Below are 21,605 nucleotides of genomic sequence, written 5' to 3' on the forward strand. Positions count from 1 at the left end.
TATGCGGCCGCACCGACAGGCCGACGGCGGCCCGCGCCGCGCGGGGCTGTCCGCCGAACGGGCGCGGGTGCCCGCCGTACGGGCGCGGTCCGCACGGCCAGGCGGCGTACCCGCACCGTCCGCACGGTGCGTCGGGGCGACGTCGGCGCCGCCCGTGGGCACTGTGAGGCCAGTGCGAGAGCCTCGTGTTTCCGGGGCCCCGCTCGTAGACCAGGCAACGGCGGGTTGGCGGAGGGCTGCATGGAAGAGAGCACAGAGTCGGAGACGACGGCGGGCGTTCCCGTGACGGGCGAGGAGATGCCCGAGCCCCCGCCGGAGGTCGTCGAGGCGGCACGCAACGCGCCCGACCACTGGCTGGCCATGGTGGATCTGACCTGGCAGGGCGAGGGACAGCCGCCCCTGTGGGCCTTGATCGGACAGTGGCGGTCCGGCCCGACGGGCGAGATCGAGGAGTGGCGGGACAACCCGGAGTACCGTCCGTCACCGCAGATGCTGGACTGGCCGGAGCCGACCGATCCGGTCGACCACGCGCTGCAGCTGGCCGCGACCGGCTACGGTCCGGGGCACGAGGTCTCCGAGGCGCTGGCGCACGCGGAGGTCGCGGTCCTGGTCACCGCGACCGGCACCCCGCTGGCCGCCGCCTCCCCCGAAGGAACCCCGGTCATCCCCGTCTACACCTCGGAGAGCTACGTCGAGTCCGTGGGCCGGCTGCTGTACGACCGGCGCCCGGTGAGCGAGCTGGTCGAGCAGCTGCCGCCGGGGCATGCGCTGTACCTCAACCCGACCGGGCCGGTGAGCATGCTGGTGGACACCGAGGAGCTGCGCGCGACGCTGGCCGGGGCGCAGGAGACACCGGACGAGGCCCAGGACGCGGCCGGAGCCGGGGCGTTGCGCCCGGGTACCGGAGCCGGCGGGGCCGAGCCGGTGGGCGGCGGCCGTGCGATCGGCAAGCCGGCCCGCGCCGCCAACGGCAGCACCGTCGTCGGTGCCGGTCTGGCCGGCAGCGGAGCGGCCCACGGGGCGAACTGACCCACCGGCCCATCGAGCCCGCCCCGCCCGCCTTCCCCTTCGGGCGGGGCGTCTGCCGTACGGGAATCTTCCGGCGACACCGGCCGTTGATGCGCACAGGACCCTTCCCATCGCAGGAGGCAGTGCGTGTACGGCGATCCCCGAACCATCCGCAGGATCCTCAACGAGCTCGGTGACACCTGGGCGGTGGTGGGCCTGTCCGGCAACGAGCGGCGTGCGGCCCACGGCGTCGCGGAGGCGCTGCAGCGCTTCGGCAAGCGGATCGTGCCGGTGCACCCGAAGGCCGAGACGGTGCACGGCGAGCCGGGCTACCCCTCGCTCGAGGCGATCCCCTTCCCGGTCGACGTGGTCGATGTCTTCGTCAACAGCGAGCTGGCGGGCGGCGTCGCCGACCAGGCCGTCGCGGTGGGGGCGAAGGCCGTGTGGTTCCAGCTCGGGGTGGTCGACGAGGCGGCCTGGGACCGGGTGCGCGACGCCGGTCTCGACATGGTGATGGACCGTTGTCCGGCGATCGAGATACCGCGTTTGGGCTGAGCGGCGGGTGCGTTAGCGTCCGTGCATGATCACGATACGGACCGCCGTTCCCCAGGATGCCGCTGAGCTCGTCCGGCTGCGCCGGCTGATGTTCCGCGCGATGAACGGGCGGGACGAACCGGGGAGTTGGGAGCGGGACGCGGAGGCGACGGCGCGTCGGATGCTGGCCGGGCCGGAGCCGCGGCTGGGCGCGTTCGTGGTGGCGGGTGACGAGCCCGGCGCGCCGCATCTGGCCGCCTGCGCCGTCGGGACGGTCGAGGAGCGGCTGCCGGCGCCGGGCCACCCGTCGGGCCGCTTCGGCTTCGTCTTCAACGTCTGCTCCGACCCCCGCTACAGGGGCCGCGGCTATGCGCGCGCCACGACCGAGGCGCTGCTCGACTGGTTCGCCGCACAGGGCGTGAGCCGGGTCGATCTGCACGCCACCGACGGCGCCGAACGGCTCTACCGCAGCCTGGGCTTCACCGAGCACTCCACGCCGCTCTCGCTGGATCTGCGCTCCCGCGCGTCGGCCCGCTAGCGAGCCGGGCACCCCACACCCCCTAGGGCCTGTCCGATGGGTCAGGGTCGGAGAGGCCGCGGTGTCTGGTGCGGTGCATCGCAAGGCGCCGGAGCGTCTCGATAGCGGAGCTCTCGGGACGTTTCGGCAACGCCGCGAGGTACCGTGCCAGACGCCGCGGACCCGGCCATGACCCATCGGACAGGCCCTAGGCGACCCCGAGCCCCTCCAGGACGACGGCGCCGGGGAGTTCGGCCAGCGCTTTGCCGGGGACGATGAGCTTGCCGCGGCGGCTGCCGCTGCCGATCAGCGCGTACGGGACATCGGCGACGGCGGCGTCCACGAGCAGTGGCCAGCCGGCCGGCAGCCCGATCGGGGTGATACCGCCGTACTCCATCCCGCTGTCGCCGACCGCCTGCTCCATCGGCGCGAACGACGCCTTGCGGGCTCCGAGTTGACGGCGCACCACCCCGTTGACGTCGACGCGGGTGTGCGAGAGGACGACACAGGCGGCCAGGGTGCTCTCGCCGCCGCGCTTGCCGGCCACCACCACGCAGTTCGCCGACTGCTCCAGCAGCCAGGGACCGTGATGCGCGACAAGGGTGGCGGTGTCCGCGATGGCCGGGTCGGTGTCGACATAGTGCAGTTCCTGGACCGGTACGGATCCGCTCCAGGTGCGGATCGCGGCGGCCACCGGCCCGGTCAGCAGGTCCAGGCACTCGGCGGCGGGCCGGACATCGTCGAAAGCATCCATCGGCGCAGGCATATCCGCCAAGTTAACAGCCCCGCCCGGCCGTCGGCGGGCCGTCTCAGCGGGCGAGCGGAATGATGACGGACATGGTCATCTCGACCGGCTCGCCGCCGTCGTTGCGGTAGCCGTGCGCGACCTTGGCTTCGAAGGTCGCCGAGGCGCCTGCCGGCACCTCGTGCGCCACGTCGTCCACGACCAGCGTCAGCGTCCCGGCCCGGACGTGGATCAGCTCGACGGTGCCGGGCGGATGGGGGTCGGAGGCACTGCTGTCGCCGGGCATCAGCCGCCAGTCCCACAGCTCGAACGGCCCCGGTGCCTCGGCGCCCACCAGGAGCGTGGTGTAGCTGCCGGCCTCGGTGGACCACAGGCGGACCGCCTCGTCGGAGGGCACGATGCGTACCTGCGGTCCCTGCTCGTAGTCGAGAAGCGTGGTGATGCTGACGCCCAGCGCGTCGGCGATCTTGACGGTGGTCCCCACGCTCGGGTTCGTCCGGGCCTGCTCGATCTGGATGATCATGCCGCGGCTGACTCCGGCGCGGGCGGCCAGCGCATCGAGGGTGAAGCCGCGCTCGGCGCGCCAGTGCTTGAGGTTGCGGGCGAGCGACTGCGTGAGCTGGTCGAGATCCGTCACGGTCCGTCCACGTCGTAGGCCAATATATTCGATACCGCAGTTCAATCTGTTGCACTACGGTGTGGTGTACTCCATCGTCCGGTTCACTGTACTGCGAGGTTTCACCATGACTGCGGTCTTCGCCCTGGCCACCAGCCTGCTGTGGGGGCTCGCCGACTTCGGCGGCGGACTGCTCACCCGACGATTCCAGGCGCTGACCGTGGTGGTGGTCTCGCAGACCCTCGCCGCCCTGGTGCTGGGCGCCATCGTGGTGGCCACCGGCGGCTGGCGGGAGGCCGGACCGCAGCTGTGGTTCGCGGTCGGCGCGGGCGTCGTCGGGCCGGCGGCGATGCTCTGCTTCTACCGCGCCCTGGCGCTCGGCCCGATGGGCGTGGTCTCCCCGCTCGCCGCGCTCGGCACGGTCCTGGTACCGCTCGGCGTCGGCATCGTGGCGGGCGAGCGACCGGGCCTGCTGCAGGCCGCCGGCATGGTGGTCGCCGTGGTCGGCGTACTGCTGGCGGGCGGCCCCCGCGTCAGCGGTGCGTCGGTGGCCCGCCAGACGGTCGTGCTGACGCTGGTCTCGGCACTCGGATTCGGCGCGGTGATGGCGCTGATCGCGGAGGCGTCCACCACTGTCACCGGGCTGTTCCTGGCACTGTTCGTGCAGCGGGTGTGCAACATCGCCGTCGGCGGCGCCGCGTTGTACGCGTCGGTGCGGCGCGGCACCCCGGCGCTGCCCGAGGGCGGGTTCCCGGCCCTGCGCGGCTCGCTGCCGATGCTCGCCTTCGTCGGCATAGCCGATGTCGCCGCCAACGGCACCTACGCCATCGCCGCCCAGCACGGCCCGGTGACCATGGCCGCGGTCCTCGCCTCGCTCTACCCCGTCGTCACCGCGCTCGCCGCGCTCGGCGTCCTCAAGGAGCGGATGCGGGCGATCCAGACCGCGGGCGCCTCCCTCGCGGTGGTCGGCTCGCTGCTGCTCGCCTCCGGCGGCTGACGGCCGGCCCGAGCGGTCCGGGGCCGGGCGGCGGGCCGGCCGGCCCCGGCTGACGGCGACTCAGGAGGCCCCTGGGGCCTGTCCGACCCCGACCCGTCGAACAGGCCCTACGCCTCCCCCGCCGCCGTCTCCTGCCACGCTTCGAGCGCGAGCAGGTCCTGCGGCGTGACGCCCTCGGGGATCGGCACCGGCGTGGGCGTACGCAGCGGTGGCTGCCAGCCCTGCCGCGGGTCCCAGCGCCGCACGATCCTGGCGGGCGCACCGGCGACCACCGCGTGGTCGGGGACCTCGCCGCGCACCACGGCCCCGGCCGCGACCACCACGTTGCGGCCCAGCCGCGCGCCGGGCAGGATCACCGCCCCGGTACCGATCCAGCCGCCGGGGCCGATGGTGACCGGCTCGCTGCGCGGCCACTGCTTGCCGATCGGCACTTCGGGGTCGTCATAGCTGTGGTTGGTGGTGGTGACGTAGACGCCGGGGCCGAAGAAGCAGTCGTCGCCGATCGTCAGCCGGACATCCGCGATCACATGGCTGCCGCGGCCCAGCACCACTCCGTTCCCCAGCGTGAGGATCGGCTCCGGGCCGAGGTCGAGGTCCGGCATCATGCCCGCCGTCAGCGTCACGTCCTGGGCGATGATGCAGTAGTCGCCGATCTCGATCCACGGATCGCCGAAGACCGTGCCCTGCGGAAAGGCGAGCCGGGTACCGGGGCCGATCCGGCGGAAGCGGTACGGGCCGGGACGCTCGGCCGTGACGGCCGCGGCCTCTCTCACCCAGCGCGCACCGCGATGGACCGCACGCGACACGGCCCGGCGCCGCCAGGCCGCGACGGATGAGAACACGTTCTGGTTTATCGGCACCCGCACACCGTAATCGGCTCCTCGGGCGACCACCCGCACGCCGGGCTGTGATCTTCGCCCCACCGGCTGGCGCATCCGCCCGGCGGTGCGGCCGTCGTCTACGGTGCTGGTGGCGCGGCCCAGAAGCGGCAAAGGAGATCCAGTGATGGCGGAACGGGCGTTGATTTCTCAGGTGGGCGGCAAGGAGCCGAGCATCGATCAGGCGGCGTTCTGCGCCCCCACGTCCGTGGTGCTCGGCGAGGTCACACTGGCCGCGGGCGCCAGCGTCTGGTACCACGCGGTGCTGCGGGCCGACTGCGGCCCGATCGTGCTCGGCGCCGACAGCAACATCCAGGACAACTGCACCGTGCATGTCGACCCCGGCTTCCCGGTGACCGTCGGCGAGCGGGTCTCCGTCGGACACAACGCGGTGCTGCACGGCTGCACCGTCGAGGACGACGTGCTGATCGGCATGGGCGCCACGGTGCTCAACGGCGCCCACATCGGCGCGGGCTCGCTGATCGCCGCGCAGGCACTGGTCCCCCAGGGCATGCGGGTACCGCCCGGATCCCTGGTCGCCGGGGTGCCCGCGAAGGTCAAGCGGGAGCTGACCGACGAGGAGCGCGAGCTGATCAAGGTCAACGCCGCGATGTATCTGGAGCTGGCGGCGCAGCACCGGGAGGCGACCGGGAGCGGCCAGGACGGCAACTGAGCCGGGGCGCGTCGGCGCCGACGAGGCGCCGCACCGACGGCAGGGGCGTCCGTCACACCGACGGCACGGGTCCCTGCATCTGCTCGCTGATCCAGTGCAGGGACTCGGCCATGCGCTGCATGTAGGTCTGCGCGCTGTGCACGCCGTCCGGTATTTCGAAGAGCGTGGAGTGGACCGGTCCGCCGGTGTAGTCCTTGACGAACGCCTTCACATCGGGCACCGCGGCCTCCAGGCTGCCCAGCTCGAACGCCAGGTACACCGGCGGGCCCTGGCGCTCGGCCAGCCGCCGGGCCAGGTGCCGCGGGTCGTTGGCGCGCATCTCGTCCGGGTGGCCCCGCCACAGCGGCGAATCCGGCGCCGTGTCCGGGCCGTTGACGATGGCCGCCTTGAATCTCTCCGGCTGCTTGAGCACGGCCTTCAGCGCGGCGAAGCCACCGGACGAGGACCCCATGAAGGCCCAGCCGTCACGGCCTTCGTACGTACGGAAGTTGGCCCGCGCGAAGTCCGGTACGTCCTCGGTCAGCCAGGTGCCCATCTTCGGCTGCCCCGGGATGTCGCTGCCGTCGTAGTACCTCTTGCCGGGATTGAGCACCGGCATCACCACGATGAACGGCAGCGTCTTGCCCTGCTGCGACCACTGCGCGATCCGCTCCTGCAGCGCGAACGACGCCCCGGCCCAGTAATTGGACGGATAGCCGTAGGCACCGGGCAGCGCGATCAGCACCGGGAAGCCGCTCTTGGCGTACCGCGCCTGGTGGTACTGCGGCGGCACCCAGGCCCATATGTCGCCGGTGAAACCGGACTTGCGGCCGTGCCACCGGGTCCGCACCACCTGGGTGCCGTCGTCACCGGTCGTACGAAACGGGGCGAACGAGGAGCGCGGGCCACGGGGCGGGACCACCCGCGGCTTGCCGTTGACCGCGTCCGCGGGCTGCGCCCTGAGCCGCGGCACGCTCGACGCGTCGACGGTGTCCGAACCGGTGCCGCATCCGGCCAGCAGCCCCAGAGCCACCGCACTCACCGCGGCACCCCACCGCAGGCACTTCATCGGGACGTTCTCCTCGGATCCTTGGGCCGGTGCCGCGGGCGGCCACGGTGCCACCGCCATACCGGTCGAAAGACACCACTCTAAGGACGGCCGGAGCGCGCCCGACGCCGACCCCGGCCTTGTGACCTGCGGGTCCGCTCTCCGGCCGACGCGAAGACGGCCGTCGCGTCAAGCGCACCGGCCGGGTTTCCCTCGTTCGATGCGGCCTCCGCCTGTTTACCGGTAGGTCGGTTCTGGCATGGTTGGTTCCCCAATCGGAAGGGCGCGGCGCTGTGCCGCGGTTGGGGATGACTGACCGATGACCGCGTGGGCCGATCGTGGGCCGCTGCCCGGCGTAGTGGGGCGGGCCGTTGAGCACGAGCAGGTGTCCGGCCTGCTGCGCAGCGCTCCGCTGGTGACACTGACCGGAGCCGCCGGGGTGGGCAAGAGCGTCCTGGCCCGTGCCGTCCTGGAGGAGCACACCGCCCGGCAGGGCGGCACGGTGATCCGGGTCGCCTGCTGGGACGGCCTGACCGAGGGCGGTCTGACCGACGCGCTGCTGCGGGCCGCCGGGCTGCCGGACGCCGCCCGCCGGTACACCGCACGGGCACTGGCCCGGCGGAGCGCACATCCCTGCGTCGGCAGACCGGCGGGCGGACCGGCGGGCGGCGGGGACTCCCCCGCGGACGATCCCTCGGCGGCCGGGGAGGGCCTCGCGGCGCTCACCGCGCACTGCCGGCGACATCGCGCGACCGTGCTGCTGGACGACTGCGACCCGATGCTCGGTGAGTGCGCGCAGCTCGTACGGCGGTTGCTGCGGGCCGAACCGGGCCTGCGCATCGTGGCGACCGCGCGGCGCGCACTGGGGCTCGCCGAGGAGCGGGTGGTAGGGCTCACGACGCTGCCGGTGACGCTGGGCGAGGGGATCGCCGGACCGGCCGTCGAGCTGCTGGCCGCGCGGACCGGACCCGCCGCCCCGGAGCTGCTGGTCGCGGTCTGCCAGGCCCTGGAAGGCTCGCCGCTGGCGATCGCGCTGGCCGCGCACCAGCTGGACCGGCTGTCGTTGCCGCAGCTCGCGGCCCAGGTGGGCGCGGAAGGCGCGCTGTTCTACTCGGGGCCGGCGGTGAGCGTGCGGCACACCTCGCTCTACGCCGCGCACGCCGCGGGCTACGCCCTCTGCTCGCCCGTCGACCGGCGGGTCTGGGCGAGGCTCTCGGTCCTGCCCGGCGATTTCGATCCATGGCTCGCCGGCTGCGTCTGCACCAGCAGTGACGTTCCTGCAGGCGCGGTCGACGGCGCGCTGGAGCGGCTCCGCACCGCCTCGGTCATCGAACGCGTAGGGGATGCCGCAGGCCCCCGGCACGGCACCGAGGCCACCCTGCCACCCCGCTACCGGCTCCCGCGCGCCGCCCGCGACTTCGGGCGGACGCAGCTGCGCGAGGCGGGCGAGGAGGCCGCGGCGCTGCGCCGGTTCCGGCAGGCCTGTGCGGCGCTCGCGGCCGAGGCGCAGATCGCCTGGCAGGGCCCGAACCAGCAGGTCGCGGTGCGGCTGGTGGAGGACGAACAGCACAACCTCGACGCCGCGCTGACCCACCCGCCGCAGGACGCCGACGATGCGCTCGGCGCGCTGGAGATCGCGGTCTCGCTGTGGTTCCACTGGGCGGCCTGCGGCTTCCGCCAGGAGGGGCGGGCGCACCTGGACCGGCTGCTGCTGCTCTCCCGGGAGGACACCGCCCTGCGGGCCCGGGCGCTGTGGCTGGCCGGCTATCTGGCGGCGCAGGAGAACGCGCTCGGCGCCGCGGAGCGGCTGCTCGACCAGGCGTGGACGGCGGCGGTGATGCATGCGGACGACGACGGACTGGCCCGGGTCGCGCATGCGCACGGTGTGGTGGCGCTGTACCGCGAGGACACCGGGGCGGCCGTGGCCGCTCTGGAGGAGGCCACCGGGCACCGCTCCCGGGATCCGTGGTTCGGACCGGGTCCGGCGCACAGCTGGGCGCTGCTGGCCATCGCCCTCGCGCCGATCGACGCGGACGGGGCGCGGGCGGCGGCCCGCAGCGCCTGGGCGGGCCGGCACTCCGACGGGGACTACTGGCTGTACTCGACGGTCCTGTACGCCGAGGCCATGACCGAGCGGGCCCACGGTGAGCCGGCGGCGGCCCTGCGGGCCTGCCGCAAGGCGCTGGCGGCCAAGAAGGTCGTCGGCGACCCGCTGTTCATCGAGGGGGCCCGCAACCTGCTCGCCGGTCTGCGGCGCGCGGTACGCGGCGGCGCCCCGGTGCCGGACCTCGACCAGGACGCTCCCTGGTGGCAGCGCGGCCGTAGCGGCGCCACCAGGGGACGGCCGTTCTTCTCCCGGCTGCGGGCGGGGTCTTGATCACGGGTGGCGGACGTACCCGGGAGCGGGCGGACGGCGCGAAGGCGGGCTCACGGTGCGGCCCCGGCCCGTGAACACGCCGGGTGACGCACCGACCGCGCTCGGGATGCGGCAGCAAGGGGGCGGTCGCATCCTGGGGCAATGAAGCGTGCCCCCGTGGTCGTGCATCCGCCGTGCACCGGCGGCCGCCGGGTCACGCTCCACGGACAGGATCTGGGCCGGGCGCTGCGCCCCGGTGACGTGGCCGCGATCCTGCGCCGGGCCGGTTTCTGCACCACGAAGTTCGTCTGGGACGACACCGGCGTCTTCGAGTGGCGGGACGGCGGACCGGACGTCTGGCAGATGCCGTGACCCGCGAAAGGCGCTGCTCCGGGCCCGGTCAGTCGACCGTCGCGGCGACCGGGGCCTCGGCCGCCTCACGTGCGGCGGCCGCCTTCTTCGCCCGGTGCTTCATGAGGAGGAACGAGCCGATGCCGAACAGTACGGCGGCGACCAGCCCCCACGTCGAGAAGCGCTTGAGCCACGGCTCGGCGACGATGCCCACGCTGTAGATCAGCGCGGTCGTACCGCCGGCCCAGACGATGCCGCCGAGGACGTTGGCGATCAGGAACTTCCAGTACGGCATCTTCAGCACGCCGGCGAGCGGACCGGCGAAGATGCGCAGCAGCGCGATGAAGCGGCCGAAGAACACGGCCCACATGCCCCACTTGTCGAACTTCGACTCGGCCAGGGCCACGTGGTCGGGGCCGAAGTGCTTGGGGAACTTCCGCCCGGCCCACTGCAGCAGCGGCTGACCGCCCTTGCGGCCGATCAGATAGCCGATGGAGTCACCGACGATCGCGCCGACGGACGCGCAGGCGCCCAGGACGAACGGATCGATGTGGTCCTGGGTCGCGGCCAGGATCGCCGCACTGACCAGGACGATCTCGCCGGGCAGCGGAATGCCCAGGCTCTCCAGGCCGATGACCACCCCCACCAGGAGGTAGACGCTCACGGCCGGTACGGTCTCGAGCCACTCCTGGATGTGCAACGCCGATTCCTCCGCTGGTCTAGGGCCCCCGTGGGCCGTCGCCCCGGCCGTCCGTGACGCCGGCGCCGGTCGTTCCCCTGACACGCCGCAGCGCGCCCGGGAAGCGTACTCGATCGCTCCGACCGAGAGCCGAATTCACGTGCGGTACGCGACATCCGGCTTCTCGGCGGAACGGCACGGGCCTCGACGGCCCCAGGGCGGCTCGACCGAGCGGCTCACTTGTTGGGGCGCAGGGTCCACACGATGGTCATCTCGCCGGTGACCGCGCCGTCCTCACGCGTGATGGCGATGTTCACGGGGAATTCAGGGCGCTCACCGGCGTCCAGCTCGGCGACCACCTCGGCCACCGGCCGGCCCAGCTCCGCGGTGGCGGTGACCGGTCCCATGGCGAGCTTCTTGTAGCCGATCTCGGCGCGCACGGCCAGCGGCACCGCGCGACCGAGCTGGTCACCGAAGGCCGTCATCACGATCGCGCCGCTCGCGGACTCGGCGAGGGTGAACATCGCGCCGGCGTGCGGACCGCCGACGTGGTTGTGGAAGTCGGACTGGTCGGGCATGCGGACCACGGCGCGCTCGGCGGTGGTCTCGGTGAACTCCAGGTTCAGGGTGCGGACCATCGGCACGGATGCCGCCATCATTTCGCCGATCGACGGCAGGGTCTCAGAGGACATGGGGTGATGTTACCTAGCGGTAGCTTAGCTGTGAAGGGCCGGGCCGGACGCGGCAGCGCGGACGCCCGCAGCCGCCGGGCCACGGCGCCGTACTGGCCGTCTGCACCGCCGCATATCGTTGACGCCCATGCGGTCAGGACAACAGCACACCGGCGACGACAGGGCAGCGGGCAACGGGCGAAAGCGGCTCGGCCCAGCTCGCCCGAGCTGGGCGGGGCGCAACTTCCTGCTGCTCACGGGCGCCACGGTGCTCTCCGGCCTCGGCAGCTCCGGCGCGCTGATCGCGACCGCTTTCGCCGTCCTCGCCACCGGCGGCTCCGCCACCGACGTCGGTCTGGTCGCCGCCGCCCGCACGATCCCGCTGGTCCTGTTCCTGCTCATCGGCGGCGCGATCGCCGACCGGCTCCCCCGGCACCGCGTCATGGTCGCCGCGAACGCCCTCAGCTGCGCCTCCCAGGGCCTGTTCGCCGTGCTCGTCCTGGCCGGGGAGCCGCGGCTCTGGCAGATGGCGGTGCTGGCGGCGCTCGGCGGCACGGGGCAGGCGTTCTTCGCTCCGGCCTCGGAGGGGATGGTGCTCGCCAGCGTCTCCGGACCGCAGGCGGGGCGCGCCTTCGCCGTGTTCCGGATGGGCATGAACGGCGCGAACATCGGCGGCGCGGCGCTGGGCGGCGCGCTGGTCGCCGCGGTCGGCCCCGGCTGGGTGCTGGCCGTGGACTCGGCCGCCTTCGCTCTCGCGGGGACGTTGCGGGCGTTCCTCGACGTCGGCGAGGTCCCCGAGCGCACACCGGGCGGCGGAATGCTGCGCGATCTGCGCGACGGCTGGCGCGAGGTCGCCTCCCGGCCCTGGCTGTGGGCGGTGGTGCTCCAGTTCTCCATCGTCAACGCGGTGGTGTCGTCGGCCGAGGCGGTCTACGGACCACTGGTCGCCGAGCAGCAGCTGGGCGGCCCCGGCCCGTGGGGGCTGGCGCTGGCCGCCTTCGGCGCCGGCACGGCGGGCGGCGCTTTGCTGATGACCCGCCTCAAACCGCGCCGCATCCTGCTCACCGGCACTCTGTGCGTCTTCCCGCTGGCCCTGCCGTCCGCCGCGCTCGCCGTACCGCTGCCGGCCGCCGGACTCACCGTGGTGATGTTCGGCACCGGCATCGCCATCGAGGTCTTCGCGGTGACGTGGATGACGGCCCTGCACCAGGAGATACCCGAGGAGAAGTTCTCCCGGGTCTCCTCCTACGACTGGCTCGGCTCCCTGGCCATGGTCCCGGTGGCCACGGCCCTGGCCGGTCCCGTACAGGACCTCATCGGCCGGACGGCCGCCCTGTGGGGCTGCTCGGCCCTGATCGCCCTGCTGACCGCGGCGGTCCTGTGCGTCCCGGACGTACGCCGCCTGACCCGGCGGGAGCCCGCCGCCGCCACCGGAGCGCCTGCCCCGCCCCTCGGCGACCACCCGGACGACGCGCCTTGCAGTGGCTCGCTCTCCGCTTCGGCCGGCCCGCCCGGGCCTTGAGCCGGCCGGCCCGCGTCCGCCGTCACCTCGCCGTCGAACGGCTCACCCCCGGGTTCGGACGACCCTCCCGTCAGCCCACGCTGAACGCCCCGTCGGGCGGCACCGGAGAAGCCACCGCCTCGGCGTCCCGTACGGGGGCCGCGTCCGCGATCAGCCGCCGCAGCGCCGCACCGTGCTCGACCCGCGCCGGGAACGCGTCGGCGGCCGCCCGCCGGGTCAGCGCGGCGATCGGGAGTTCGGCGTGCGAGGCGAGCAGCACGGCGTTGCCGAAGCGTCGGCCGCGCAGCACCGAGGGCTCGGCGATCAGCGCGAGATGCTCGAAGAGCGTGGCGAAGTTGGCGAGTTGGCCGCGCAGAAAGGCGAAGGGCGCGCTGTCCGCGAGGTTCGCCGCGTAGCAGCCGTCCGGGCGCAGCACCCGGGCGACGGCCTGCGCGTACTCGACCGAGGTGAGCTGGGCCGGCACCCGTGAGCCGCCGAAGACATCGGCCACGATGACATCGGCGCCGGCCGTCGGCGCCGCCTCCAGCGCGGTACGGGCATCCTGCGGATGCACCGTGATGCCGCAGGCGTCGGGCAGCGGCAGTCGCTCGGCCACCAGGGCGAGCAGCCCACGGTCGGCCTCGACGACGTCCTGCCGGGACCGCGGGCGGGTGGCGGCCAGATAGCGCGGCAGCGTCAGCGCCCCGCCTCCCAGGTGCAGCGCGTCGAGCGGCTCTCCCGGGGCGGCCACCTCGTCCAGGACGTGGGCCAGGCGGCGCACATACTCGAATTCCAGATGCGTGGGCGCGTCGAGGTCGACGTACGACTGGGGTGCGCCGTCGACCGTGAGCAGCCAGGCGCGGGGGCGGTCGACGTCGGGCAGCAGCTTGGCGGTGCCGCAGTCGACGGGCCGGGTGACCGGTATGGGCTCCGGTGCCTCGGGTGCGGGCTCGGGCGCCGCGGCCGTCGGTTCGGGCGCGTCGGGCGCCGGCTCCGCCACGGCGGATGTCGGCTCGGGGGGTTGTTCCACCGTCCCATTGTGCCGGTGGCGCCGTGGGGCGGGTGGACAGGTGGGTGGGCGCGACGGCGGGGGGTGTGACGGCAGGTGGGCGGGATCAGTCCGTGCCCGACCAGACCCGGTGGATCTCGGCGACATGGGCGGCCGACTGCCGGTGCCCGGCGCGCGCCGCGGCCGCTCGCTTGGCGGGATCGAGCACATTGCGCCCGAACGCCGACCGGGACGCGCGGTCGGGGGTGATCACGCACACCCGGGCGCCCTGTCGCGCCAGCCGCTCGCCCTGTGCCCGGGGCCCGGCGATCGGCCCGCCGCTGACCGCCATCGGCGCGACGACCACCACGCGGGAGTACCCGGCGGCCAGATCCGCGTTGGCGCTGGAGTGCACCCCGCCGTCGATCCACCGTGTGCCGTCGATCGTCACCGGCGGATAGACGCCGGGGACCGCGCAGCTCGCGCCCACCGCGTCGAGCAACGACACACCACTGGTGTCGTCGAAGGCGGCCCGCCGCCCCGTCGCCGCGTCCACCGCCGTGATCAACAGCCGGCGGGCCGGCCAGTCGGCCAGGCCGCCCAGGGACCGGGCGATCGCCGCGCGCTGCTCCGCCTCCGGGGCGGTACGGGCCGCGAGCGCCAGCTTGCCCATCCGGGCGCCGAACGAGACCGTGTCCCGGGAGCGCACCGCGATGGCCGCGAACCGGGCCAGCGCGGCGGGCCCCATGCGGGCGGCGGACCCGCCCCGGGGCAGGGCGAGCTGGTGCTCGTACAGCTCCTCCAGGGTGCGCTGCTGCGCGGTGAGGTGGGCGGCGACGATCGATCCGGCGGAGGTGCCGATGACGACATCGGCGTCGGTGAGGTCGATACCCGCGGCCGCGAGACCGGTGAGCACACCGACCTCCCAGCCGATCCCGGTGAGCCCGCCACCGCCCAGGACCAGCGCCGTACCCGCCATCAGAGGTCCTTCCCTCGTCGCGCCATGGCCGCTCCGACCGATTCGACCGCCGCGCGTGCTGCCTCCGACGCGCCCGCCGGTCGTTGGTCCGTCCGCGGCCCTTCGTCCGCCGGCCCGTGCCGGGCGAGCAGTGTCGCACTCCCGGCGTCCGTACGACAGCACACGACCGCGCCCCGCACCTGCGAAAGGTACGGGGCGCGGCCGTATGTCATGCGGTGCTCACTCCTCCACGGTGCGCACCGTGCCGGCGCCGACCGTCCGGCCGCCCTCGCGGATGGCGAAGCCGAGGCCGGCCTCCAGCGGCACGTCACGGCCCAGTTCGACCGACGCCGTCACCGTCTCGCCGGGGCGGGCGATGCCTCGCTCGCCGAGGTCGAGGTCGCCGACCACGTCCGCGGTGCGGATGTAGAACTGCGGGCGGTAGCCGGTGGACACCGGTGTCCGGCGGCCGCCCTCCTCGGTGGAGAGCACATACACCTCGGCGGTGAAACGGCGCCGCGGTGTGACGCTGCCGGGTGCGGCGACCACATGCCCGCGGCGCACCTGGTCCCGGTGCAGACCGCGCAACAGCAGCGCGACGTTGTCCCCGGCCTGCGCGGACTCCATGGGCTTGCCGAACGTCTCGATCCCGGTGACGGTCGTCTCGGCCTCCGCGCCGAGCACCGCCACCCGGTCGCCGATCCGCACGGTGCCGCGCTCGACGGCCCCGGTGACCACGGTGCCGCGCCCGGTGATGGTCAGCACGTTCTCCACCGGCAGCAGGAACGGCGCGTCGACATGGCGCCCGGGCATCGGGACATAGGTGTCCACCGCGTCGAGCAGCGCCTCGATCGCCTCCGTCCAGCGCGGGTCGCCTTCCAGGGCGCGCAGCCCCGAGACCCGTACGACGGGTACGTGCTCCCCGTCGTAGCCGTGCGCGCTCAGCAACTCGCGCGCCTCCAGCTCGACCAGGTCGGTGAGCTCCGGGTCGCCGGCGTCGGCCTTGTTGAGGGCGACGACGATATGCCGTACGCCCACTTGCCTGGCGAGCAGCACATGCTCGGCGGTCTGCGGCATGATCCCGTCGAGCGCGGAGACCACGAGGATCGCGCCGTCGAGCTGGGCCGCGCCGGTGACCATGTTCTTGATGAAGTCGGCGTGGCCGGGCATGTCGACATGGGCGTAGTGCCGGGTGTCGGTCTCGTACTCGACGTGCGAGATGTTGATGGTGATGCCGCGGGCGGCCTCCTCCGGGGCCCGGTCGATCCGGTCGAACGGCACGAAGGTGCCGCTGCCCCGGTCGCTGAGGACTTTGGTGATGGCCGCGGTCAGGGTGGTCTTGCCGTGGTCGACGTGGCCCATGGTGCCGATGTTCAGATGCGGCTTGGTGCGTACGTATGCCGTCTTGGGCATGGTGTGCTTCCTCGCAACGATGCGGTGAGAACGGCGCGTTGGCGCCGTGGGGACCCCTGGGCCGGGCCGACCCTCCCCCTGCGGGGTCCGCCGGACGATCCGGAGAGGGTCAGCTTCGTGCGCCTTCGGTGGCTGCGGCGAGGGCCGCGAGGAAGTCGGCGGCAGCCTTCGGCGCGTCCGCGACTGCGGACGACAGCGAGAGGAAGGCGTACCGGAACATGCGTCATAGAGTGCCGGGCGGCGGTCCCCGCGTCGAACGATTTACGCGACGGGCTCCCGCTTGCCGGCGCCCGGCACGAGCATGACGCCATCCACCCCCAGGGCCCTCGACCGAGAAGCCCCATTTCGTGACCATACGGGCGGAATGACGATTGTCGGCGATTCCCCGGCAGCCAGGTCGGTTACGCTCCCGGGATGCTCGACCCCGCCGCAACGCCCGACGGCCTCGCCGCGCGCTGCACGCGTGTGCTGTTCTCCCCCTGGGCCCGGCTGGGCCTGCTGCTCACCCTGCTGGCCTGCGCCGCGGCGGCCATGCTGATGTGGCGTCCGCAGCGGCTGCTGATCGGCGGCTGGCCCGCGCAGCTGTCCGGCCCGACGGCCTTGGCGGTCTTCGTGCTGGCGTACGGCGTGTGTGCCACCGCCTTCGTGCCGCGCTCGGTCCTCAGCTTCGGCGCGGGCGCGCTCTTCGGCAGCGTGGCGGGGCCGGTGGCCGCGCTCGCCGGCACGGTGCTGGGCGCGGCGCTGACCTTCGGACTGGGCCGGCTGCTCGGCCAGGACGCGCTGCGCCCGTTGCTGCGGACCCGCTGGCTGACCGCCGCCGACCGGCAGTTGAGCGACTACGGGTTCCGCTCGACGCTGATGCTCCGGCTCTTCCCCGGTCTGCCGTTCTGCGCCACGAACTACTGCGCGGCGGTCTCCCGTGTCGGCTGGCTCCCCTATCTGCTCGCGACGGCGCTCGGGAGCGTCCCCAACACCACGGCGTACGTGATCGCCGGCGCCCGGGCCTCGACGCCCACGTCGCCGGCCTTCCTGCTCTCCATGGCCTTCATCGTCCTCAGCGGGCTGGCCGCACTGGTGGTGGCCTGGTGCAAACGCAAGTCGCTGCGCGGAGACCGACCGGGAGCGGAAGAGGTCCGGGAGCAGACCGGTAACTGACGGGGATGGGGGGATGGGCCCGGGTGGGTCCGGAATGCCTCAGGACGGGGCCGGGCGGGGCGGGGCCAGGCCGGGGCCGGGCGCCGTGACTCGTACCACAGCGGGCGAGCGCGGTTCGTACAGGACCCCTTGGGCACCCGGACATCTTCGGACGTTACGCTGCCCCGGTCGGCAAAGACCCATGTCCCCCGCCGGCGTCAGCTGTCCCCGCTCGCGCAGGCAAGCGCTCGATCACCCTTGGATCGCGTAATTCCATGACTTGGTTTGAATCATTCGTCCTCGGACTCGTCCAAGGGTTGACCGAGTTTCTGCCCATCTCCTCCAGCGCGCACCTCCGCCTGACCGCGGCGTTCGCCGGCTGGCAGGACCCCGGTGCGGCCTTCACCGCGATCACGCAGATCGGCACCGAGGCGGCCGTGATCATCTACTTCCGCAAGGACATCGGGCGGATCATCTCGACCTGGTCCCGCTCCCTGTTCAACCGGGAGCTGCGCCACGACCACGACGCCCAGATGGGCTGGCTGGTCATCGTCGGCTCGATCCCCATCGGTGTGCTGGGCATCACACTCAAGGACGCCATCGAGGGTCCGTTCCGTGATCTGCGGCTGATCGCGACCACCCTGATCGTGATGGGTGTGGTACTCGGCATCGCGGACCGACTGGCCGCCCGCGACGAGACCGGGGGCCGGCACCGCGCCATCAAACAGCGCAAGACCCTCACCGACCTCAGCATCAAGGACGGCCTGCTGTACGGCGTTTGCCAGGCCATGGCGCTGATCCCCGGCGTCTCCCGCTCCGGCGCCACCATCAGCGGCGGCCTGCTGATGGGATACACCCGCGAATCCGCGGCCCGCTACTCCTTCCTGCTCGCCATTCCCGCCGTACTGGCTTCCGGCGTCTTCGAGCTCAAGGACGCGGGCGAGGGCCATGTCTCCTGGGGCCCCACCATCTTCGCCACGATCATCGCCTTCGTCGTCGGCTACGCGGTGATCGCCTGGTTCATGAAGTTCATCTCCAACAAGTCCTTCATGCCCTTCGTGATCTACCGCATCCTCCTGGGCATAGCCCTGTTCGCCCTGGTCGCCGCGGGAGTACTGGCGCCGAACGCGGGCGAGACGGCGGGGTAGCACCGCCCCTCGGACGCACCCGCATCCCCCTGCTGACGGGGTTGCAGCGGGCGCGCCGTCACGCGGAGGCCACGACCTCCCCGGTCGTGATCTGGGGTGGGTTGGGGAGCAGTGTCGCGAGGTGGTCCCGTACGAAGTCCGCCGCTCTGGAGACCGAGTCTTCGGCTCCGGCCCGGTCGCGGAAGACGCTGGTCGAGACCATGACTCCGTTCCCGGCGTCGATCCAGTAGTACGCCACGAAGCCGGGGACCTGGCGCATGAGCGGTACGAACCCTTCGCTGACGCGGCGTCCTGCCTCGGCCGGATCGGTCACCCCTTCGTACCGCCGGACTGCTGCGTACATGGCCGATCTCCTCATGCGGGTTCCGGGTCGTGGTTGCGGGGACGCCGTACCCCTGTGGCGGCTGCCCGGCTCGCGAGGAGTCCGGAAATCACCTGAAGGGCCGTCTTCGGTGATCCGAACGGCGTGCCGGAACGACGGCGGATCACCGTCGGCGATCAGCGATCAGCGGTCGGCTGTCAGCGGTCAGCGGTCAGCGGTCAGCGGTCAGCGGTCAGCGGTCAGCGCGCCGGTGGCCGCGGTGGGCTTCGCATAGTCCTTGGGGGACGTCAGCCTGCCGAACATTGTGACCGTTGTCAGTGCCCGGAGGGGGGTTCGAAGCAGCCCGTTTCCAGGTACGGCCCGTTGACCTGGACCTGATAGTTGGTCTTCTGCACGAACGCGGTCACGCAGGCGTCCTTGTGGACGTGGAGGCCGATCTGGGCGCCTTCCGGTGTGACGTAGTGGTCGCCCTCGTAGCGGGCGTCCATGCTCCGCACTTCGAGCTTCCCGCCGAGCTGCTCCCCCTTGGGGCCGGTGCGCAGTTCCTCGTACCCGAGGGCGAGCAGGGCCGTGCGGACGCTCTTGGGGTCCCACTTCCGCTGCTTCCAGAGTCGGTTGAGTACGGGCTCGATGCGGTCGGCTTCCCTTTGGGCGTCTTTCCCGCTGGCGGGCGACATGTCGCGAGGGCGGCGGTAGGCGTTGTTGTCGCCGTAGTGCGGGGCTCCGTCGTGGGCTCCGGGTTCCACGTAGGGGGACGCACCGGCACCGGAGGGGCTGGGAGTGGACCTGGTGGTGGAACTGAGGGTGGGAGCGGGGGCAGCACTGGGGGGCGTGCCCGGGGCGCCGGCCGCGACGCGCTGCTGACCGCAGGCGGTCAGGGGCAGGGCGGCGCTCACCAGCAGTAAGGCGGCAGCGAGGTGTCTTCGCCGTCGAGGCATTGATATGAGCATGCGGCTTACTCTGCCACGGCGGGCACCTCGGTATCGGCGGACTGCGGCCGTACGAGCGGACGGGCTTCGGTGAGGTGTGCGGGTACCACTACCGCACCTCGGGGTGAGCCGCGGCCGTCGCCTCCGTGGGACCGACCGCAGCGCCCCTGGCTCCGGTCCGGTCAGCGGTAGCCGGTGTCGTCGGCGGGGAGGCCCCGGGACTGGACCTCGGCGAGGTAGCGCCAGCAGTCCGGCTGGGTGCCGTCGGTGTCGGTGAAGCCGTAGAGGGGGGCGAGTTGGCCGCTGGAGACGACCTTGCCGCTCCAGCGGGCGACGTCCGGATCGGCGGCGAGCGCGGTCACCGCCCGCGCCACGTAGGCCGGGGACTCGGAGATGCAGAAGTGCGGCACGTCGGCGGTCGCGTCGCGCCAGTTGTCCTCGGTGACTTTGAAGGCCTCCAGCATGTGCTCCGAGCGGAGCCAGCCGGGGGTCACCGCGACGGCGGTGGCCCGGTGCGGGGCGGGTTCATGGCTCTGGGCGAGGGTCATGCGCTGCACGGCGGCCTTGACCAGGTCGTAGTAGAAGCCCTCGTGGTGGCGGTAGGCGACGTTGTACTCCGCGGTCCCGTCGGTCATTTCGACGACCAGACCACCGGGGCGGCGGATGAGCAGCGGCAGCGCGTGGTGGCTGGTGATCGCGTGGGTGTCGATGCCCATGCGCAGTATGCGCAGCCCGCCGGCCAGGTCGTGCTCCCAGAGAACGGTGCCGAACTGGGCGTATCTGTCGCCGCCGAAGATGTCGTTGACGAGGAGGTCGAGACGGCCGTGGTCGCGGTCGATGCGCCGGACGAGGTCGCCGACCTGGTCTCTGTCGAGGTGGTCCACCCGCAGGGCCGTACCGGAACCCCCGGCCGCGACGATCAGGTCACCGGTCTCCTCGATGGTCTCGGGCCGGTTTATCTCCGACCGTCCTGCGGTCCGGCTGCTGCGCCCGGTGGCGTAGACAAAGGCACCCGCGCGGGCGAGTTCCACCGCGATGGCGCGTCCGGCTCCCCGGGTGGCGCCGGCCACCAGCGCCACTCTCCCGTCCAGCGTGCCCGCCGGAGCTTCGTCGTTCGCCATGGGTCAAGAACTGAGGTGGTATTGGGTCCAGGGCTGATGCGCGGGGGCGGCCTCCTCGTGCGGGGGTGTGATGGAGCCCCAGGGGGCGAGGGCGTTGTCCCATTCGGAGGCAAGGGCGGTCACGTCGGGAACGCACTCGGTCGAGGGCATCGTGCCGGTGTGCCAGGCGGATGCCATCTGGTGTGCCGAGGGGGCGGCGTTCCAGACGGCCGTCTGCTGTGCGGGAATGGTGTACTCGGCTTCATGTACATCTCCGGGACCGCGCCGGTGGCGTCCCGCATGGGATTCCGCCGGGCCTGGATAGAACCGCCCCTGGGCGGACAGTTGCTGGGCACGGGTAACCAGGCGCGTGAGGTCGATCCCGAATTCGGAGGCGAGTTCCCGCAGATCGACACCGGTCTGCCAACTGCCGATGAGGACCGCGTCCATCGCCGGGGACCAGTTCTGGTCGGATGTGCCCGTCATGCCGCCGCCGGTGGCGTCGCGGGACGAACCGGTGGATCGGGTTCCGTTGGACGGGCTCTGCAGGGGCGGTTCGGCCGAGGCATCGGGCGCGGGGGGCGCGTCGTCCGGCTCACTGGGCGGTGTGGGGGTCGGTGAGGCGGTCGCCAGCAGTTTCTCGGCGACGGCACGGGCATCGTCCTTGCCCACCGTGCGCCGGGCGATCCGCACTTCCCGCTCGTTCAAACCGAACAGACCGGCCACCGCGCCGGTACTGCCCACCGTGACCGCGAACGCCGCCAAAACCCGTGACCGGTCGGCCTGGGCCTCGTCGAGCCTGGCCTGCGCCTCCCGCACGCGCTCGTCACCCAAACAAAACGCTTCCGCCAGAACGGCATTGCGGTCCCACAAGTCTCTAGGATCCATACTCATTCAACGCCTCTTGCGCGGAGGTGTCCCGATCTTGCATAGCAAAGCACACCAAAGCACCCATCGAACCACCAGATGAAAATCACTCCGTGTGTCCGGAGGAGGGGTGCCGCCGAGGCGGGCGAATGGTGAACCCGCAGGCCAGCGGGGTGGCGCGAAAATTCGGCAG

The 21,605-nt window shown here is 72.7% G+C and carries 23 protein-coding genes; 10 read left to right on the forward strand and 13 right to left on the reverse strand.

From position 1 onward, the window contains the following. Positions 1-240: 240 nt before the first annotated feature. The 3 genes from ACZ5XZ_RS32050 to ACZ5XZ_RS32060 all read left to right on the forward strand — a co-directional run bounded on the left by ACZ5XZ_RS32050 (position 241) and on the right by ACZ5XZ_RS32060 (position 2,080). The gene (locus ACZ5XZ_RS32050; protein ID WP_468984460.1) at positions 241-1,029 is read left to right on the forward strand and encodes a type VII secretion system-associated protein; all 789 of its coding nucleotides are present in this window, start codon (positions 241-243) and stop codon (positions 1,027-1,029) included. A gap of 126 nt (positions 1,030-1,155) precedes the next feature. Next, a complete protein-coding gene (locus ACZ5XZ_RS32055) occupies positions 1,156-1,563 on the forward strand; it encodes a CoA-binding protein (RefSeq protein ID WP_468984463.1) in 408 nt (135 codons plus the stop codon). A 25-nt stretch (positions 1,564-1,588) separates the two neighbouring features. Next, positions 1,589-2,080, forward strand: coding sequence for a GNAT family N-acetyltransferase (locus ACZ5XZ_RS32060; RefSeq protein WP_468984465.1), 492 nt, complete (start codon positions 1,589-1,591; stop codon positions 2,078-2,080). 187 nt (positions 2,081-2,267) lie between these two features. Here ACZ5XZ_RS32060 and ACZ5XZ_RS32065 read toward each other — a convergent pair whose 3' ends face one another. Continuing rightward, a complete protein-coding gene (locus ACZ5XZ_RS32065) occupies positions 2,268-2,813 on the reverse strand; it encodes a YbaK/EbsC family protein (protein ID WP_468984468.1) in 546 nt (181 codons plus the stop codon). A gap of 55 nt (positions 2,814-2,868) precedes the next feature. After that, positions 2,869-3,441: a helix-turn-helix domain-containing protein gene (locus ACZ5XZ_RS32070; protein WP_468984471.1), complete on the reverse strand. Its 573-nt coding sequence runs from the start codon at positions 3,439-3,441 to the stop codon at positions 2,869-2,871. A gap of 106 nt (positions 3,442-3,547) precedes the next feature. Between ACZ5XZ_RS32070 and ACZ5XZ_RS32075 the strand changes: the two genes are divergently transcribed. Further along, positions 3,548-4,417 carry an EamA family transporter gene (locus tag ACZ5XZ_RS32075; RefSeq protein WP_468984474.1) on the forward strand — a complete coding sequence of 290 codons (870 nt, stop codon included), beginning with the start codon at positions 3,548-3,550 and terminating at the stop codon, positions 4,415-4,417. Positions 4,418-4,524: 107 nt separating this feature from the next. Here the strand turns inward: ACZ5XZ_RS32075 and ACZ5XZ_RS32080 are convergent, their stop codons facing one another. Continuing rightward, a complete protein-coding gene (locus ACZ5XZ_RS32080) occupies positions 4,525-5,277 on the reverse strand; it encodes an acyltransferase (protein WP_468984476.1) in 753 nt (250 codons plus the stop codon). A gap of 145 nt (positions 5,278-5,422) precedes the next feature. On the opposite strand from ACZ5XZ_RS32080, the gene ACZ5XZ_RS32085 reads away from it, so the two are divergent. Beyond that, positions 5,423-5,968 carry a gamma carbonic anhydrase family protein gene (locus ACZ5XZ_RS32085; RefSeq protein ID WP_468984478.1) on the forward strand — a complete coding sequence of 182 codons (546 nt, stop codon included), beginning with the start codon at positions 5,423-5,425 and terminating at the stop codon, positions 5,966-5,968. Positions 5,969-6,020: 52 nt separating this feature from the next. Here the strand turns inward: ACZ5XZ_RS32085 and ACZ5XZ_RS32090 are convergent, their stop codons facing one another. Then, positions 6,021-7,016, reverse strand: a complete 996-nt coding sequence (locus tag ACZ5XZ_RS32090; protein ID WP_468984480.1) for an alpha/beta hydrolase — start codon at positions 7,014-7,016, stop codon at positions 6,021-6,023. Between the two features lie 298 nt (positions 7,017-7,314). Between ACZ5XZ_RS32090 and ACZ5XZ_RS32095 the strand changes: the two genes are divergently transcribed. Together ACZ5XZ_RS32095 and ACZ5XZ_RS32100 are read left to right on the forward strand one after the other, a co-directional pair. After that, positions 7,315-9,372 carry an ATP-binding protein gene (locus tag ACZ5XZ_RS32095; RefSeq protein ID WP_468984483.1) on the forward strand — a complete coding sequence of 686 codons (2,058 nt, stop codon included), beginning with the start codon at positions 7,315-7,317 and terminating at the stop codon, positions 9,370-9,372. A gap of 141 nt (positions 9,373-9,513) precedes the next feature. Beyond that, entirely contained in the window at positions 9,514-9,723 is a 210-nt protein-coding gene (locus tag ACZ5XZ_RS32100; RefSeq protein ID WP_384435671.1) for a hypothetical protein, read from the forward strand. A gap of 28 nt (positions 9,724-9,751) precedes the next feature. On the opposite strand, the gene ACZ5XZ_RS32105 is transcribed toward ACZ5XZ_RS32100, so the two are convergent. Together ACZ5XZ_RS32105 and ACZ5XZ_RS32110 are read right to left on the reverse strand one after the other, a co-directional pair. After that, positions 9,752-10,402 carry a DedA family protein gene (locus tag ACZ5XZ_RS32105; RefSeq protein WP_468984485.1) on the reverse strand — a complete coding sequence of 217 codons (651 nt, stop codon included), beginning with the start codon at positions 10,400-10,402 and terminating at the stop codon, positions 9,752-9,754. 215 nt (positions 10,403-10,617) lie between these two features. Next, complete coding sequence (locus tag ACZ5XZ_RS32110; protein ID WP_468984488.1) at positions 10,618-11,073, reverse strand: DUF4442 domain-containing protein; 456 nt, start codon at positions 11,071-11,073, stop codon at positions 10,618-10,620. 127 nt (positions 11,074-11,200) lie between these two features. On the opposite strand from ACZ5XZ_RS32110, the gene ACZ5XZ_RS32115 reads away from it, so the two are divergent. Then, positions 11,201-12,574, forward strand: a complete 1,374-nt coding sequence (locus ACZ5XZ_RS32115) for an MFS transporter (RefSeq protein ID WP_468984490.1) — start codon at positions 11,201-11,203, stop codon at positions 12,572-12,574. Positions 12,575-12,644: 70 nt separating this feature from the next. Here ACZ5XZ_RS32115 and ACZ5XZ_RS32120 read toward each other — a convergent pair whose 3' ends face one another. The 3 genes from ACZ5XZ_RS32120 to tuf all read right to left on the reverse strand — a co-directional run bounded on the left by ACZ5XZ_RS32120 (position 12,645) and on the right by tuf (position 15,912). Then, entirely contained in the window at positions 12,645-13,478 is an 834-nt protein-coding gene (locus ACZ5XZ_RS32120) for a spermidine synthase (protein ID WP_468984591.1), read from the reverse strand. Positions 13,479-13,668: 190 nt separating this feature from the next. Then, positions 13,669-14,520: a patatin-like phospholipase family protein gene (locus ACZ5XZ_RS32125; protein WP_468984492.1), complete on the reverse strand. Its 852-nt coding sequence runs from the start codon at positions 14,518-14,520 to the stop codon at positions 13,669-13,671. Positions 14,521-14,739: 219 nt separating this feature from the next. Continuing rightward, a complete protein-coding gene (gene tuf, locus ACZ5XZ_RS32130) occupies positions 14,740-15,912 on the reverse strand; it encodes an elongation factor Tu (protein WP_468984495.1) in 1,173 nt (390 codons plus the stop codon). A 414-nt stretch (positions 15,913-16,326) separates the two neighbouring features. Here tuf and ACZ5XZ_RS32135 point away from each other — a divergent pair, with 414 nt between their 5' ends. Next, positions 16,327-17,067 (forward strand): TVP38/TMEM64 family protein, encoded by a 741-nt coding sequence (locus tag ACZ5XZ_RS32135; RefSeq protein ID WP_468984497.1) that lies wholly within the window; start codon positions 16,327-16,329, stop codon positions 17,065-17,067. 254 nt (positions 17,068-17,321) lie between these two features. Continuing rightward, the gene (locus ACZ5XZ_RS32140; RefSeq protein WP_468984499.1) at positions 17,322-18,194 is read left to right on the forward strand and encodes an undecaprenyl-diphosphate phosphatase; all 873 of its coding nucleotides are present in this window, start codon (positions 17,322-17,324) and stop codon (positions 18,192-18,194) included. Between the two features lie 58 nt (positions 18,195-18,252). Here ACZ5XZ_RS32140 and ACZ5XZ_RS32145 read toward each other — a convergent pair whose 3' ends face one another. The 4 genes from ACZ5XZ_RS32145 to ACZ5XZ_RS32160 all read right to left on the reverse strand — a co-directional run bounded on the left by ACZ5XZ_RS32145 (position 18,253) and on the right by ACZ5XZ_RS32160 (position 21,418). Continuing rightward, positions 18,253-18,537: a hypothetical protein gene (locus ACZ5XZ_RS32145; protein WP_468984501.1), complete on the reverse strand. Its 285-nt coding sequence runs from the start codon at positions 18,535-18,537 to the stop codon at positions 18,253-18,255. Between the two features lie 293 nt (positions 18,538-18,830). After that, positions 18,831-19,454 (reverse strand): hypothetical protein, encoded by a 624-nt coding sequence (locus tag ACZ5XZ_RS32150; RefSeq protein ID WP_468984503.1) that lies wholly within the window; start codon positions 19,452-19,454, stop codon positions 18,831-18,833. Positions 19,455-19,627: 173 nt separating this feature from the next. After that, complete coding sequence (locus ACZ5XZ_RS32155; protein WP_468984505.1) at positions 19,628-20,566, reverse strand: SDR family oxidoreductase; 939 nt, start codon at positions 20,564-20,566, stop codon at positions 19,628-19,630. A 3-nt stretch (positions 20,567-20,569) separates the two neighbouring features. Next, positions 20,570-21,418: a hypothetical protein gene (locus ACZ5XZ_RS32160; protein WP_468984506.1), complete on the reverse strand. Its 849-nt coding sequence runs from the start codon at positions 21,416-21,418 to the stop codon at positions 20,570-20,572. Positions 21,419-21,605 lie beyond the last annotated feature (187 nt).

The sequence above is a fragment of the Streptomyces sp. NPDC033270 genome, assembly GCF_055576575.1.

What these genes read in the sequence shown, in the direction of transcription:
- ACZ5XZ_RS32050 (WP_468984460.1), top strand. Translation starts at nt 241, where the DNA reads ATGGAAGAGAGCACAGAGTCGGAGACGACGGCGGGCGTTCCCGTGACG.
- ACZ5XZ_RS32150 (WP_468984503.1), bottom strand. Translation starts at nt 19,454, where the DNA reads ATGCCTCGACGGCGAAGACACCTCGCTGCCGCCTTACTGCTGGTGAGC.
- ACZ5XZ_RS32115 (WP_468984490.1), top strand. Translation starts at nt 11,201, where the DNA reads ATGCGGTCAGGACAACAGCACACCGGCGACGACAGGGCAGCGGGCAAC.
- ACZ5XZ_RS32135 (WP_468984497.1), top strand. Translation starts at nt 16,327, where the DNA reads ATGCTCGACCCCGCCGCAACGCCCGACGGCCTCGCCGCGCGCTGCACG.
- tuf (WP_468984495.1), bottom strand. Translation starts at nt 15,912, where the DNA reads ATGCCCAAGACGGCATACGTACGCACCAAGCCGCATCTGAACATCGGC.
- ACZ5XZ_RS32075 (WP_468984474.1), top strand. Translation starts at nt 3,548, where the DNA reads ATGACTGCGGTCTTCGCCCTGGCCACCAGCCTGCTGTGGGGGCTCGCC.
- ACZ5XZ_RS32065 (WP_468984468.1), bottom strand. Translation starts at nt 2,813, where the DNA reads ATGGATGCTTTCGACGATGTCCGGCCCGCCGCCGAGTGCCTGGACCTG.
- ACZ5XZ_RS32085 (WP_468984478.1), top strand. Translation starts at nt 5,423, where the DNA reads ATGGCGGAACGGGCGTTGATTTCTCAGGTGGGCGGCAAGGAGCCGAGC.
- ACZ5XZ_RS32090 (WP_468984480.1), bottom strand. Translation starts at nt 7,016, where the DNA reads ATGAAGTGCCTGCGGTGGGGTGCCGCGGTGAGTGCGGTGGCTCTGGGG.
- ACZ5XZ_RS32145 (WP_468984501.1), bottom strand. Translation starts at nt 18,537, where the DNA reads ATGTACGCAGCAGTCCGGCGGTACGAAGGGGTGACCGATCCGGCCGAG.
- ACZ5XZ_RS32110 (WP_468984488.1), bottom strand. Translation starts at nt 11,073, where the DNA reads ATGTCCTCTGAGACCCTGCCGTCGATCGGCGAAATGATGGCGGCATCC.
- ACZ5XZ_RS32100 (WP_384435671.1), top strand. Translation starts at nt 9,514, where the DNA reads ATGAAGCGTGCCCCCGTGGTCGTGCATCCGCCGTGCACCGGCGGCCGC.
- ACZ5XZ_RS32060 (WP_468984465.1), top strand. Translation starts at nt 1,589, where the DNA reads ATGATCACGATACGGACCGCCGTTCCCCAGGATGCCGCTGAGCTCGTC.
- ACZ5XZ_RS32125 (WP_468984492.1), bottom strand. Translation starts at nt 14,520, where the DNA reads ATGGCGGGTACGGCGCTGGTCCTGGGCGGTGGCGGGCTCACCGGGATC.
- ACZ5XZ_RS32095 (WP_468984483.1), top strand. Translation starts at nt 7,315, where the DNA reads ATGACCGCGTGGGCCGATCGTGGGCCGCTGCCCGGCGTAGTGGGGCGG.
- ACZ5XZ_RS32155 (WP_468984505.1), bottom strand. Translation starts at nt 20,566, where the DNA reads ATGGCGAACGACGAAGCTCCGGCGGGCACGCTGGACGGGAGAGTGGCG.
- ACZ5XZ_RS32140 (WP_468984499.1), top strand. Translation starts at nt 17,322, where the DNA reads ATGACTTGGTTTGAATCATTCGTCCTCGGACTCGTCCAAGGGTTGACC.